Annotated in this window: 14 protein-coding genes; 6 read left to right on the forward strand and 8 right to left on the reverse strand. The window is 70.7% G+C overall.

All coding sequences use genetic code 11. The features are described from left to right. Nucleotides 1–9: 9 nt before the first annotated feature. Both IFU30_RS07310 and IFU30_RS07315 read left to right on the forward strand, forming a co-directional pair. A complete protein-coding gene (locus tag IFU30_RS07310; RefSeq protein ID WP_192005480.1) occupies nucleotides 10–228 on the forward strand; it encodes a hypothetical protein in 219 nt (72 codons plus the stop codon). Nucleotides 229–330: 102 nt separating this feature from the next. Further along, nucleotides 331–795 carry a carboxymuconolactone decarboxylase family protein gene (locus IFU30_RS07315; protein ID WP_079706065.1) on the forward strand — a complete coding sequence of 155 codons (465 nt, stop codon included), beginning with the start codon at nucleotides 331–333 and terminating at the stop codon, nucleotides 793–795. Nucleotides 796–801: 6 nt separating this feature from the next. On the opposite strand, the gene IFU30_RS07320 is transcribed toward IFU30_RS07315, so the two are convergent. The 6 genes from IFU30_RS07320 to IFU30_RS20855 form a co-directional block, all read right to left on the reverse strand. Beyond that, on the reverse strand, nucleotides 802–987 hold the full coding sequence (locus IFU30_RS07320) for a hypothetical protein (protein ID WP_192004826.1): 186 nt from the start codon (nucleotides 985–987) through the stop codon (nucleotides 802–804). 38 nt (nucleotides 988–1025) lie between these two features. After that, a complete protein-coding gene (locus IFU30_RS07325) occupies nucleotides 1026–1829 on the reverse strand; it encodes an ATP-binding cassette domain-containing protein (RefSeq protein ID WP_192004827.1) in 804 nt (267 codons plus the stop codon). 34 nt (nucleotides 1830–1863) lie between these two features. After that, nucleotides 1864–2940, reverse strand: a complete 1077-nt coding sequence (locus IFU30_RS07330) for a FecCD family ABC transporter permease (protein WP_236555478.1) — start codon at nucleotides 2938–2940, stop codon at nucleotides 1864–1866. Next, nucleotides 2937–3980, reverse strand: a complete 1044-nt coding sequence (locus IFU30_RS07335) for a FecCD family ABC transporter permease (protein WP_342450862.1) — start codon at nucleotides 3978–3980, stop codon at nucleotides 2937–2939. The genes IFU30_RS07330 and IFU30_RS07335 overlap by 4 nt, the downstream gene beginning before the upstream one ends. Next, nucleotides 3980–5005 carry an iron-siderophore ABC transporter substrate-binding protein gene (locus IFU30_RS07340; RefSeq protein WP_192004828.1) on the reverse strand — a complete coding sequence of 342 codons (1026 nt, stop codon included), beginning with the start codon at nucleotides 5003–5005 and terminating at the stop codon, nucleotides 3980–3982. The genes IFU30_RS07335 and IFU30_RS07340 overlap by 1 nt, the downstream gene beginning before the upstream one ends. A 239-nt stretch (nucleotides 5006–5244) precedes the next feature. Beyond that, nucleotides 5245–6072: a helix-turn-helix domain-containing protein gene (locus IFU30_RS20855; protein ID WP_192004829.1), complete on the reverse strand. Its 828-nt coding sequence runs from the start codon at nucleotides 6070–6072 to the stop codon at nucleotides 5245–5247. 122 nt (nucleotides 6073–6194) lie between these two features. Here IFU30_RS20855 and IFU30_RS07350 point away from each other — a divergent pair, with 122 nt between their 5' ends. The 3 genes from IFU30_RS07350 to IFU30_RS07360 are packed head-to-tail and all read left to right on the forward strand — an operon-like array spanning nucleotide 6195 to nucleotide 8841. After that, entirely contained in the window at nucleotides 6195–6872 is a 678-nt protein-coding gene (locus IFU30_RS07350; protein WP_079706060.1) for a response regulator transcription factor, read from the forward strand. Next, entirely contained in the window at nucleotides 6835–8223 is a 1389-nt protein-coding gene (locus IFU30_RS20860) for an ATP-binding protein (RefSeq protein WP_192004830.1), read from the forward strand. The genes IFU30_RS07350 and IFU30_RS20860 overlap by 38 nt, the downstream gene beginning before the upstream one ends. 57 nt (nucleotides 8224–8280) lie before the next feature. Next, complete coding sequence (locus tag IFU30_RS07360) at nucleotides 8281–8841, forward strand: hypothetical protein (protein ID WP_192004831.1); 561 nt, start codon at nucleotides 8281–8283, stop codon at nucleotides 8839–8841. Between the two features lie 83 nt (nucleotides 8842–8924). Here IFU30_RS07360 and IFU30_RS07365 read toward each other — a convergent pair whose 3' ends face one another. Continuing rightward, on the reverse strand, nucleotides 8925–10754 hold the full coding sequence (locus IFU30_RS07365; protein ID WP_159878916.1) for a DEAD/DEAH box helicase: 1830 nt from the start codon (nucleotides 10752–10754) through the stop codon (nucleotides 8925–8927). 92 nt (nucleotides 10755–10846) lie between these two features. Then, on the reverse strand, nucleotides 10847–11683 hold the full coding sequence (locus IFU30_RS07370) for a DUF1206 domain-containing protein (RefSeq protein WP_192004832.1): 837 nt from the start codon (nucleotides 11681–11683) through the stop codon (nucleotides 10847–10849). A 116-nt stretch (nucleotides 11684–11799) separates the two neighbouring features. Here IFU30_RS07370 and IFU30_RS07375 point away from each other — a divergent pair, with 116 nt between their 5' ends. After that, nucleotides 11800–12732, forward strand: a complete 933-nt coding sequence (locus IFU30_RS07375; RefSeq protein WP_192004833.1) for an alpha/beta fold hydrolase — start codon at nucleotides 11800–11802, stop codon at nucleotides 12730–12732. The last annotated feature ends 85 nt before the right edge of the window (nucleotides 12733–12817 follow it).

Genomic DNA, 12817 nt, shown 5'->3' on the forward strand with positions numbered 1-12817 from the left:
GGTGGAGTCATGACCCTCCTCGACGCACCCCCGCAGTCCTCCGAACCGGCGCCGAACGCCGTCGACGCCTGCCGCCACATCTGGGCGACGGAGTCGGCGCACACCACCTCGGAGGGGTCGCTGCGCTACCTCCGGTGCGCCGCCTGCGGCAGTCGTCGGGTGGAACTGCGACCCCACGGCGACGCACCGGCGGAGCCGGTCACGCGCCAGGACATCCCGCCGCGGTGACGCATCACCGAGACCGTCCACGCTGACGTCCTCCCGCCACGCGCGTTAGCGTTGGAGGAGTGGTCTGCGGGACCGCACCCGCCCAGTGACGAGAGGAACCCCATGAGCGCCGACGTCTGGCTCGACAAGGAATCACCCGAGGTCTATCAGGCGCTCGTCGAGACCGGCCGCGCCGCGGGTCGCGCGGCTCTCGACGCCGGCATCGACAAGCGGCTCATCGAGCTGATCCGGATCCGGGCCTCGCAGATCAACGGTTGCGCGTACTGCCTGCGTCTCCACGTCGCTGACGCGATCGCGCTCGGCGAGACCACGGAACGCCTCGCCATCCTGTCCGCCTGGCGCGACAGCGAGTACTTCAGCCCGGTGGAGCAGGCCGCACTCGCGATCACCGAGGACGTCACCCTCATCGCGGACGTGCAGCATCGCCGGCGACTGCCGGACGACGACCTGTCGACGCTCACGAACGGTCAGATCGCCGCGGTCCGGTGGCTGGCGATCGTCATCAACGCCTTCAACCGCGTCTCCATCACGAGCCACTACCCGGTGCACCCGGAGCAGGCGGACTGACGGCGCTCAGTCCTTCCGGCGCCTCGCGCCACGGAACCACGTTGCGACGCGGGTGCGCAGTCCGTCGGAGTACTCGTTCGAGAGGTCGAGGGTCTCCTTGCCGAGATCGCCGCCGTTCCTGATGGACTCGAGCGCCCGCAGAGCCCGGGCCTCCTGCTCGGCGGCTCGCTTCCTGCGGTCCTCATCACCCATGCGCCCAGCCTAGACGCGGTCGACGGTGACGCCCCCGTTCAGACCGTCACGTGGTGACGGCCGATCGGCAGCATGAGCGGCTTGCCCGAGGTCGGGTCGGTGATGACCTGGTTCTGCAGTCCGAACACCGCGCGCACCGTCGACTCCGTCAGCACCTCGTGGGGTGTCCCCGCCGCATGGAGGCGCCCACCGGCAAGGGCGATGAGGTGGTCTGCGTAACGTGCGGCGAGGTTCAGGTCGTGCAGCACCATGATGATGGTCGTCCCGCGGGAACGGTTGAGGTCGGTGAGGAGGTCGAGCACCTCCACCTGATGGCTCACGTCGAGGAAGGTGGTCGGTTCGTCGAGGAGGAGCAGGTCGGTCTGCTGCGCGAGCGCCATCGCGATCCACACGCGCTGACGTTGTCCGCCGGACAGCTCGTCGACGTGCCGGTCCGCGAGCTCGCTCGTCTCGGTGGCGTCGAGCGCCGCAGCGACCGCGACGTCGTCCTCGGTGCTCCAACGAGAGAGGAAGCCCTGGTGCGGGTGTCTGCCTCGCCCGACGAGGTCGGCGACCGTGATCCCCTCCGGTGCGATGGGCGACTGGGGGAGCAGGCCGAGCGTGCGTGCCAGCTGCTTCGCCGGCAATCGGTGCACGTCCTTACCGTCGAGGACGACGCGGCCGCTCCGAGGCGTCAGTAGGCGGGACATCGAACGCAGCAGCGTCGACTTGCCACAGGCGTTCGCGCCGACGATCGCCGTCACCCGGCCGGGCGGAACGAGGAGGTCGAGTCCGTCGATGACGGTCCGGTCGCCGTAGCCGAGTGCGAGTCGCTCGACGAGGAGCTGGTGTTCCGTGGTCACAGGGTGCCTCCGGGATGGTCGGGTGGCGTGCCGGTCACAGCGAGCCACCGGCGCGGTTGGTGCGGATGATGAGCCAGATCAGGAACGGTGCCCCGAGCACTCCGGTCACGACGCCGACGGGGTAGCGCGCGCCGAGGAGGTACTGCCCGGTGAGATCGGCAACGAGGACGAGGAGGGCGCCCACGAGCGCGGCGGGCATGAGCATCGACCCGCCGCGTCCGACGATCCGCGAGGCGATGGGGCCGGAGAGGAACGCGACGAACGCGATGGGGCCCGACGCCGCTGTCGCGAACGCGATGAGGCCGACTGCCGCGACGATCACGATCAGGCGGGTCCGGTCGACGCGGACGCCGAGTGCGGCGGCGGTGTCGTCGCCGAGTCGGGTCGCGGCGAGGTTCCTGGACTGGGCGAGGAGGACGGGGCCGAGCACGAGCAGCGCGACGACGACCGGACCGACCTGCGACCAGCTCGTCCCGTTGAGACTGCCGGTCAGCCACCGGGTCGCCTCCTGCAGGTCCCACTGGGCTGCCCGCGACAGGATGTACGTCGTCACACTGTCGAGCATGGCGGCGACACCGATGCCGATCAGGATGAGTCGCGTTCCGGCGACGCCGCCGCGGTAGGCGAGGACGTACACGAGGACCGCGACGGCGAGGCCGACGACGATGGCGAAGACCGACACCTCGGTCGCGCCGAGGGAGAGGGTGACGATCGCGAATGCGGCGGCCGCGCTCGACCCGGCGCTGATGCCGATGATGTCCGGACTCGCGAGGGGGTTCCGCAGCATCGTCTGGAAGGTGACGCCGGCCAGACCGAACGAAGCCCCGGCGATGACCGCGAGGACCGCCCGGGGGAGCCGCAACCGTCCGACGGTGAAGGAGGCGCCCGGCACGTCCTGACCGAGGACGACACGCACGACGTCGCTCGGCGGATAGAAGGTGTTGCCCACCATCAGGGAGATCAGGAAGACCGCGACGATGAGTGCGGCGAGGGTGGTCATGACGGCGACCCGGCGACGGCGGCGCCCCCGGCGTCCACCGACAACGCGGTCGAGGGTCGAGGGCGTCCGTCCACCGAGGCCGGGCGCCGCGACGGGTTGGCGCTCGGTCACAGGGCGCTCACCTTCTGCCGACGGACGATCGCGATGAAGATCGGAGCGCCGATCAACGCGGTGATGATGCCCACGTCGATCTCCGCGGGGCGGGCGACGATGCGGCCGAGGACGTCGGCGACGGTGAGGAGGATCGCCCCGACGACGGCTGAGAAGGGGAGGAGCCACCGGTGGTCGACGCCGACGATGAGCCGACAGGCATGCGGCACGACGAGCCCGACGAAGCCGATGGGACCGGTGACCGCGGTCGCCGCCCCGCAGAGCACCACCGAACCGAGGGCCGCCGCACCGCGTGCGATGGCGACGCGTTCACCGAGGCCGGCGGCGAGCTCGTCGCCGAGCGCGAGGGAGTTGAGACCGCGTGCGGACAGCAGGCAGACGAGGAACCCGACGACCAGGAACGGCAGCACCTGCTCGAGTTGGACGACGGTGGCACCACCGACGCCACCGATCTGCCAGGACCGCACACTGCTCGAGATGTCGCCGCGGGGCAGCACGACGGCAGTGATGACGGAGGCGAGCGCGGCGGACGTCGCGGCGCCCGCGAGAGCGAGCTTGAGCGGTGTCGCGCCACCTCGGCCGAGCGAGCCGACCGTGTACACGAAGACGGCCGTCGCTCCGGCGCCGATGATCGCGACCCAGATGGTGGTGCTCGCCGCTGCGAGCCCGAAGTATGCGAGACCGGTCACGACGGCGAGGGAGGCGCCGAGGTTGATCCCGAGGATGCCGGGGTCGGCCAACGGGTTCCGGGTGACGCCCTGCATGACGGCTCCCGAGACGCCGAGGGCGGCACCGGCGAGGACGGCGAGGAGCGTCCTCGGGATGCGCTTGGCCACCGCGGCCTGATCGAACCCGTCCACGCCGCCCGAGAAGGCGCCGAGCACGGCGGACCACTCCACGTCACGCGATCCGACGGTGACGGAGAGGTGCATCGCGGCGAGGAGGACGAGGGCCGCGACGAGGAGCCAGAGCCCACGAACCCGCCTCGGGCGTCGCACGACGGCGACACCCGAGGCGGGTGGGGTGGCGGTACCGGTGATCACGCCGCCTGGTCAGCCGCCTGCGCGAGCAGCTTCAGGTAGTCGTCGAGGATCCAGGAGATCGAGAGCGGCGTCGGGTTGGCGGCGGTTCCGAGGGGGCTGGTGCCGGGGAGGGCGACGATGGCGCCGTTCGCGACGGCGGGCATCTGCGACAGCAGCGGGTCGGCCTCGAGTGCCGCGATGAGCTCGTCGCCGCCGTACGTCACGATGATGTCGACGTCGCTGAACGCGTCGGCCTGTTCGGCGCTCTGCGTCAGGGAGAACAACTCGGTCTCGGCGGAGGCCGTCGCGACGCTCTCGGGGAACGCGAGGCCGAGGTCCTCGAAGAACGCGGTGCGGGTGTCGTGGGTCGTGTAGTAGCTGACCTCGCTGAGATCACTGGTGTCCACGTGGGTGAGGAACATCGCGGTCTTGCCCTCGAGCTGCGGGTACGCCGCCGCCGCGTCGCTGATCTCGTCCTCGAGCTGCGTCACGAGTGCTTCGCCCTCGTCGGCCATGCCCATCGCCTCGCTGTTGAAGAGGATGGTGTCGCGCCAGGACGTGCCCCAGGCGGTCTCCGGGTAGGCCACGACGGGGGCGATCTCGGTGAGGGTGTCGTAGTCCTCCTGCGTGAGCCCCGAGTAGGCGGCGAGGATGACGTCGGGGTTCGTGTCGGCGACGGCCTCGAAGTCGATCCCGTCGGTCTCGTCGAAGAGCACCGGGGTCTCGGCGTCGAGCGCTTCGAGTTTCTCCTCGACCCAGGGGAGCATGCCATCGCCGTCGTCGTCACCGAAGTTCGCAGCGGCCATCCCGACGGGCACGATGCCGAGGGCCAGTGGAACCTCGTGGTTCGCCCAGTTCACGGTGGCGACGCGCTCCGGCTTGGCGTCGATCGTCGTGGTGCCGAGGGCGTGCTCGATCGTGATCGGCGTGAAGCCGTCGCCACTGCCGGTGCCTTCTTCGGCCGATGACGACGAGCAGGCCGCGAGGCCGATGGTGAGGAACGCCGCCGTGGAGAGGGCGACGAGACGTGATGCGCGCTGCATGGGGTCCTTTCGGGTGCTGCTGGCTGACACCTGCGTGCGGGCACGACGAACGACGGCGTCGGAGGACGTCGTCGAGGGGTCGGCATGGCGGCCGTGAACGGCCGGCGTCACACGCGAGGAGGGGATGATGAAGGATTGCCTAACCAAAGTTAGCTGGCATCCCACCCTGACGCAATCGAGCGGATCCGACGTGTTCCTTCGCGAATCGGACAACCGATCGCGGGTGCATCGATCCGTCCTCAGCGGTTCCGGAATCGCCCGGGGCTCATGCCGGTGACGCGGCGGAACGCGGTCCCGAACGCCGTTGACGAGCGGTACCCGACTGCGGTCGAGACCTCGTCGATGCTGTCACCCGCCGTCAGTCGGGTGATCGCGTGCTGAGCTCGCGCGGCGGCGACCCACCGGGTGAACCCCAACCCGGTCTCGGATTCGAAGGCGCGCGTCACCGTCCGCGTGCTCACGCCCAGCCGGGTGGCCCATTCGGCGAGCGAGGTCGTGTCGGACGGGTTCGTGCGCATCCGCTCGGCGATGGGTGTCAGGAGCGCCGACCGGGGGAGTCGGAGGAGCAGCTCGTGCTCGGCCGGCTCCAGCACGTCCACGATGGCCGCCTCGGTGGTGGCACGCGCGCGGTCCTCGAGCTCGGCGTCGCCGAGCCGGTCGAGCAGGAGACGCAGCAAGGGCGTCACTTCCACCGCGGTCGGCTGCTCGGAGATCGCGGGGATGCGGTCGACGCTGAACATCGCGGCCCGCTGCCAGGTGCCGGCCGGGGTCCATCCGGTGTGGCGGACACCGGCCGGGATCCAGAGACCGTGGTGCGGGGTCACGGTCCAGACGCGCTCGCCGACGGTCGCGGTGGATGCGCCGCGATCGTTCCACAGGAGCTCGTGCGTGGGGTGGGAGTGCTCGTCCCAGTGTGTGTCCCGCGCGATCCGCTCGGTGTTGCCGCGGATGACGAACGGCACGGGGATCGCGCCGGCCTCGTAGAGGGGGAGTCTGCGACGCGCCGGTGCCGTGTCCGTCGCGTCGAGGGACTGCTCCCACGGGTCGGCGGCGGCGGGGACTGGCACCGCTCCAGCGTACGGGGGTCCACGCCGGACCGTCCCGCTTCAGCGCTGCTTCAGCTTGTCCGCGCCAGACTGGGACGCGCCGCTCGACCGTCGACCGGCACGGAGCCTGGAGGTCGCACCGGATGCGGATACTCGTCGTGGACGATGAGGTGCGACTCGCCGACGGCGTTCGGAGGGGACTCGAGGCGGAGGGCTTCGCCGTGGACGTCGCGGCGAACGGCGTCGACGGACTCTGGATGGCCGGAGAACACCGCTACGACGCGATCATCCTCGACATCATGATGCCGGGCCTCAGCGGCTACCGCGTCTGTCAGCAGCTCCGCGACGCGGGCGACTGGACCCCGATCCTCATGCTCACGGCGAAGGACGGCGACTGGGACCAGGTCGAAGCCCTCGACACCGGTGCCGACGACTTCCTGAGCAAACCCTTCTCCTTCGCGGTGCTCGTCGCGCGGATCCGCTCACTCGTCCGACGTGGATCGCGGGAGCGGCCGGCGGTGCTCGAGGTCGGCGAACTGCGGCTCGACCCGGCGTCGAAGCAGGTCCACCGGGGCGACGTCCCGATCGACTTGACCTCGCGCGAGTTCGCGGTCCTCGAGTTCCTCATGCGACGCGGCGGCGAGGTGGTGTCGAAGCGCGAGGTGCTGCAGAACGTGTGGGACGACGACTTCGAGGGCGATCCCAACATCGTCGAGGTCTACGTCGGGCATCTCCGCAACAAGGTGGACCGCCCCTTCGAGCGGGCTTCGATCGAGACGGTGCGTGGGTTCGGATACCGGTTGGCGGGCGGACGTGGCTGACGGCGGGCCGCACGGAACGGTCGCGCCCCGACAGCGGCTGTGGCGTTCGGTCCGAGCCCGCGCGGCACTGGGATCGGTGCTCGCGGTCGGACTGTTCCTCGGGGTCGGCTCCGTGGCGTTCGTCGGCCTCTTCTCAGCAGCGCTCCGTTCCGGCGTCGAACAGAGCGCATCGGCCGAGGCGGAGAGCGCCTCGGCGCAGCTGGTCGCGGCGGACGCGACGACGCTGCCCGAGGACGACGGTCGGCTCCTGGTCCTGGTCGAGGACGGCCGTGTCGTGGACCGGACGGACGACGAGATCGAGCTCCCGACGCCGATCCCGGACGGTGACGTGTTCGTCTCGGTCGTCGACGACGAGCCGGTGTTGTTCGCCAGCGAGGACGTCGACGTCGACGGCCGTGACCTCGTCGTCTTCGCGGGCCGCTCTCTCGAGGAGACCGACGACGCCGTCGGACTCGTGTCGATGCTCCTCCTCATCGCGGTGCCCGTGCTCGTCGCCCTCGTCGGCGGGCTGACCTGGCTGCTCGTCGGGCGTGCGCTGGCGCCGGTGGAGCGGATCCGGCGCGAGGTCTCTGAGCTGGGGGCGGGCGAGCTGCACCGACGGATCGCGGTCCCCGCCACGGGCGACGAGATCGGTCGCCTCGCCGGGACGATGAACGGCATGCTCGAGCGGCTCGAGGACGCCCAGACGGCGCAGCGGCGGTTCGTGTCGGACGCCTCGCACGAGCTCCGCTCACCGCTCGCGGTGATCAGGCAGTACGCCGAGGTGGCGGCGCTCCACCCGGACCGGGTCGATCCGGCCGAGCTGTCCTCGACGGTCCTCGAGGAGGGCGCCAGGATGCAGGGGCTCGTCGAGTCGCTCCTGCTGCTCGCGAAGCTCGACGAAGGGGCGACGGGCACCGCGCGGCGCACGGTCGACGTCGACGACCTCCTGTTGACGGAGGCTGCACGTCTCCGATCCGCCGGTGGACTGCGCGTCGAGTCCGCGGCCGTCGCGGCGGCGAGGGTCGACGGCGACGAGGTGCTCCTCGCCCGCGTGGCGCGGAACCTCGTCGACAACGCCGTCCGGCACGCACGATCCGTGGTCCGACTGGGATCCGCCACCGACGGTCGGATCGTCAGGATGTCCGTGGAGGACGACGGCCCCGGTGTGCCGGTCGAGTCCCGCGCACACGTGTTCGAACGGTTCGTCCGCCTCGACGAGAGTCGTTCGCGCGACGCCGGCGGTTCGGGCCTCGGCCTGGCGATCGTGGCCGACGTCGTGCGGCTGCATGGTGGGTCGATCGAACTCGTCGACAGCGCGCTCGGCGGGGCGGCGTTCATCGTCACGCTCCCGGCGTCGTCCGCTTCCTGAACGCGGCTTCAGCTCGCTTCAGGTCCGCTTCAGCGCTCCTCGGACAGTCTGGGGCACATGAACGAGAACACCGCCTCCCAGCCCACCGATCCCACACAGCCCACCGCAGCCACCGAGCGCATCGAACCCGTCGAGCGCGTCGAGGCGACCGACCACACCGCCATCCCCGCGACCCCGGCGACCACCGGCAAGCCGGCCTTCTGGCGCCGGAAGCCCGTGTGGATCACCGCGATCGTCGTCGGGGCCCTCGCCCTCGGCGGAGCCGGCGCCGCCTACGCGGTGGACGAGTTCGGAGACGCCGACGACGACCGCGTCGCGGCTGCGTCCAACACCGACCGCGACGGGGGAGCCGCCATCGACGACGACACCACCGCAGCCATCGATGACCGCGACGCCCGCGACGCCGACGACGTGCCGCTCACCGACACCGAGTTCGACGCGGCCTCGAAGGCAGCGCTCGCCGAGGCGAAGGGCGGCACCGTGACCGACGTCGACCGCAGCGACGACCCGGGCGAGGCGTTCGAGGTCGACGTCCTCCTCGAGAACGGCGACGAGCTCGAGATCGCACTCGACGCGGACTACGCCGTGGTCACGAGCGTGCTCGACCCGCGCGACTGACGGACGCACCCCGCCGGGTGCGGAACGACGAGGGCCGGACGGAATCCTGGGATTCCGTCCGGCCCTCGTCGTGTGCGTGCGAGCTAGGAACGCGGCTTGCGGTCGTACGAGCCGCCGCTCGTGCCACCCTCGTCGTCGCGTCGGCGGGCGGGGCCGCCACGGTCGGGACGGAGCTCGATGAGCTTGCCGCTGATGCGGGTGTTCTCGAGACGGTCGAAGACGTCGTTGCCGAGGCTCGCGGGGAGTTCGACGATCGAGAAGTCCGGCTTGATCTGGATCGCGCCGAAGTCCTCGCGTTTCAGACCGCCCTCGTTCGCGAGCGCGCCCACGATCTGACGCGGGTCGACCTTCTGGCGACGACCCACCGCGATGCGGTACGGGGCCATCGGTCCGCTGGACGGACGGCTGCGACGCTCGGGACGGTCGCCCTGATCGCCGCGGTCGCCGCGGTCGAAGCGTGAGCCGCGGTCGCCGGAGTCACGACGGTCGCGACCGGCGCGGTCGTTGCCACGATTGGTGTTGTCGAACTCCTCGCGGCGGCGGCGCTCGTCCTCGGCCGAGAGGAGCAGCGGCGTCTCGCCCTGGGAGACGACGGCCAGGGCCGCGGCGACGTCGGCCTCCGGGACGTCGTGGTGGGAGACGTAGTGGCCGATGATCTCGCGGAAGCGCTCGATGCGGTCGGTCTGGCCGAGTGCCTCGGTGATCGCGTCGTCGAAGCGGGTGAGGCGCGTGGCGTTGACGTCGTCGACGCTCGGCAGCTGCATCTGCGTGAGCGGCTGGCGGGTGGCCCGCTCGATGGCCTTCAGGAGGTGGCGCTCGCGCGGCGTGACGAAGCTGATCGCGTCACCAGTGCGTCCGGCGCGGCCCGTGCGGCCGATGCGGTGCACGTAGGACTCGGTGTCGACGGGGATGTCGTAGTTGACGACGTGGCTGATGCGCTCGACGTCGAGACCGCGCGCGGCGACATCGGTCGCGACGAGGATGTCGAGCTTGCCGGCCTTCAGCTGGTTGACGGTCCGCTCGCGCTGCACCTGGGCGACGTCGCCGTTGATGGCGGCCGCCGAGTAGCCGCGCGCCCGGAGCTTCTCCGCGAGCGTCTCGGTCTCGTTCTTCGTGCGCGTGAAGATGATCATCGCGCTGAAGTTCTCGGTCTCGAGGATGCGGGTCAGGGCGTCGACCTTCTGCGGGTACGAGACCGTCAGGTAGCGCTGCGTGATGCTGGCCGAGGTCGTGGTCTTCGTCTTGACCGTGATCTCTTCCGGGTTGTTCAGGTACTTCGCGGAGATGCGACGGATGGACGACGGCATCGTCGCGGAGAACAGCGCGACCTGCTTGTCCTTCGGGGTGTCGGCCAGGATCGTCTCGACGTCCTCGGCGAAGCCCATCTTCAGCATCTCGTCGGCCTCGTCGAGCACGAGGTACTTGAGCTCCGTGAGGTCGAGGGTGCCCTTCTCCAAGTGGTCCATGATGCGACCCGGCGTGCCGACGACGATGTGGACACCGCGACGGAGGGCCGACAGCTGGACGCCGTACCCCTGACCGCCGTAGACGGGCAGCACGTGGACGCCGCGCAGGTGGGTGGCGTACTTCTCGAACGCCTCGCAGACCTGGAGGGCGAGCTCACGGGTCGGTGCGAGGACGAGCGCCTGCGGCGTCTTCTGCGTGATGTCGAGGCGGGACAGGATCGGCAGGGCGAACGCCGCGGTCTTGCCGGTACCCGTCTGTGCGAGGCCGACGACGTCGCGTCCCTCGAGCAGCAGCGGGATGGTGGCCGCCTGGATGGCGGACGGGGTCTCGTAGCCGACGTCCTTGAGTACCTTGAGCACCGCGTCGTCGAGGCCGAGGTCGGAGAAGGTCTGCGTAGCGCCGGCGGGTTCCGCCTCGGGCTGCGTCGTGGAATCAGAAGACGTCATACTCCTAACGGTAGTCGCAACGCAAGCGTTTGCAGGACATGGTCTGGAGCCGGCCCCTCCGCGTCGCCGCCAGAGACGCCCGCCTCACCGTCCTACAGGCTGCCCCAGCGCGCCCGGGCACCGCAGAAGAGTCCGTAGGCGATGAGCCCGACGCCGACCACGAGCAGGATGACGACGCCGAACGGGAGCGCGGCCAACGCCGAGATGGCGCCGTCCATGCCGGAGGCCTTCTCGGGGTCCTGGGTCGCAGCGGCGACGATGAAGAGGATCCCGACCGTGACGAGCGCGACGCCCTTCGCGACCCATCCGACGACCCCGAGGACGACGACGGCACGCTTCGTCGTGCCGGTGGGCGGGTGCACGTCCTCGAGGAACTTCCGCGTGACGCCCTTGAAGACGAAGAAGCCGCCGATGCCGATGACCACGAGGCCGACGACGATGACGACGAACACCCCACCGGGGGAGGACAGGAGGGTCGCCGTGAGGCCCTGGCTGGACTGCGAGGAGTCCTGGCTGCCGCCGAGGGCGAAGGTCAGCGCGGTCGATCCGACGGCGAGGTAGGCGATCGCGCGTCCGGCGGTCGAGATCCGCTTGCTCCACCGCTTGCGGGTGTCGGATTCGCGCACGAGGAAGGCGGAGATCGCCGTCCAGAGACCGAGGGCGAACAGTCCGACGGCGACGACCCAGATGATGACGATCCCGCCGGGCGTGCCTGCAAGGGTCTTGAGCGCACCCGACTGGTCCGCGTCACCGCCGCCGCCGGATCCACCGCTCGCGCCGGACAGGGCGATGGAGATCGCGATCCCGCCGATGAGGACGTGGAGCAATCCGTTGACGGCGTGGCCGGTGCGGGCGAGGGTGCGGAGGGTCGTGCTGTTCTGTGCGGTTCCAGCGGCTTGGTCTGCGGCGGCGCGTGCGTTCTCAGGCATCAGACCACGGTAGCGGCCGGGTTCCCGACCGGAAGGGGGGTTGCGCGCCGCACCGGGGGACCGGCGTCGTCGATCGAGCACCGATCCGAGCGGTACCTCGTTTCCGAATGACACGCATGCCCGTGAACTCCTCGCGTCCTGCCCCGCTGGACGACCCCTCCGTGATTACCGCCGATGCGACCGCGCTCGGCCTGCGACGCGTCACGGTGGACACCGACATCGGACCGGTCACCGTCCGGGCGGGTCGCGAAGCGGGCGGACCGGCCATGATCCTGCTACACGGCGCCGCCGGATCTTGGACCACGTGGTCACCCCTCCTCCGTGCCGACGACGAGCGGGGCGCGGTCGTCGACGACGTCATCGCCGTGGACCTCCCGGGGTGGGGCGAGTCGGCTCTACCCACCGCCGACCCGGTGACGGTCGGAGACCTCTCCGCAGCCGTCGCGACCGTCGCTCGCTCGCTCGGCTACCGGTCCTGGCGCGTCGTCGGGCACTCGCTCGGCGGGTTCGTCGCGCTCGACCTCGCCGTCCGCGAGCCCGAGGCGACGATCCGCGTCGACCTCGTCTCGCCGACGGGGATCGGCGTCGTCGAGGCGATCCGCCAGCCGGTCGGTGGCGGCGCCCGGCTCCCGTGGTTCGCGGGCATGCTCCTCGGCATGCGCGTGCTGCAGGCGCTCGGCGAACGCGGGCCGGGACTCGTCCGCGCGCTGAACCGGATCGGCCTGCTCGCACCGCTCATGTCGCCGCTGTTCGGACGACGCCGGGACCTCGACCGGTCGGTCGTCGACGCGCTCACAGCCGACGTCCGGCCGGCGTCGTTCCTCCTGGCTGCCCGCGCGGCCGCCGCCTACGACCTGCACGTCTGGCGCGGCGTGCGGTGTCCCGTCCGCGGCATGATGGGCGACCGTGACGTCTTCATCGGGCCCGACGACACAGCCGTCTTCACCGCCCTCGTCCCGGACCTCCGACTGCGCACACTGCCGGCGACCGGGCACTTCGCGGCGGTGGAACACCCGGAGGCCGTCCTAGAGCTCGTCACCTCCGAGTGATCCGCGTGGCCTCACGGGTGCAGCGACGTCGGCATCCGCTATCCTGGTCCTCTGCCCGACTTCGTGGTTGGGGTGGTTGATCGTC

It is taken from the genome of Plantibacter sp. CFBP 8798 (assembly GCF_014841195.1).
Taxonomy (GTDB): Bacteria; Actinomycetota; Actinomycetes; order Actinomycetales; family Microbacteriaceae; genus Plantibacter; species Plantibacter auratus.

What these genes read in the sequence shown, in the direction of transcription:
- IFU30_RS07360 (WP_192004831.1), top strand. Translation starts at nt 8,281, where the DNA reads ATGAACGAGAACACCGCCTCCCAGCCCACCGATCCCACACAGCCCACC.
- IFU30_RS07315 (WP_079706065.1), top strand. Translation starts at nt 331, where the DNA reads ATGAGCGCCGACGTCTGGCTCGACAAGGAATCACCCGAGGTCTATCAG.
- IFU30_RS07365 (WP_159878916.1), bottom strand. Translation starts at nt 10,754, where the DNA reads ATGACGTCTTCTGATTCCACGACGCAGCCCGAGGCGGAACCCGCCGGC.
- IFU30_RS07340 (WP_192004828.1), bottom strand. Translation starts at nt 5,005, where the DNA reads ATGCAGCGCGCATCACGTCTCGTCGCCCTCTCCACGGCGGCGTTCCTC.
- IFU30_RS07320 (WP_192004826.1), bottom strand. Translation starts at nt 987, where the DNA reads ATGGGTGATGAGGACCGCAGGAAGCGAGCCGCCGAGCAGGAGGCCCGG.
- IFU30_RS07370 (WP_192004832.1), bottom strand. Translation starts at nt 11,683, where the DNA reads ATGCCTGAGAACGCACGCGCCGCCGCAGACCAAGCCGCTGGAACCGCA.
- IFU30_RS07310 (WP_192005480.1), top strand. Translation starts at nt 10, where the DNA reads ATGACCCTCCTCGACGCACCCCCGCAGTCCTCCGAACCGGCGCCGAAC.
- IFU30_RS07350 (WP_079706060.1), top strand. Translation starts at nt 6,195, where the DNA reads ATGCGGATACTCGTCGTGGACGATGAGGTGCGACTCGCCGACGGCGTT.
- IFU30_RS07375 (WP_192004833.1), top strand. Translation starts at nt 11,800, where the DNA reads ATGCCCGTGAACTCCTCGCGTCCTGCCCCGCTGGACGACCCCTCCGTG.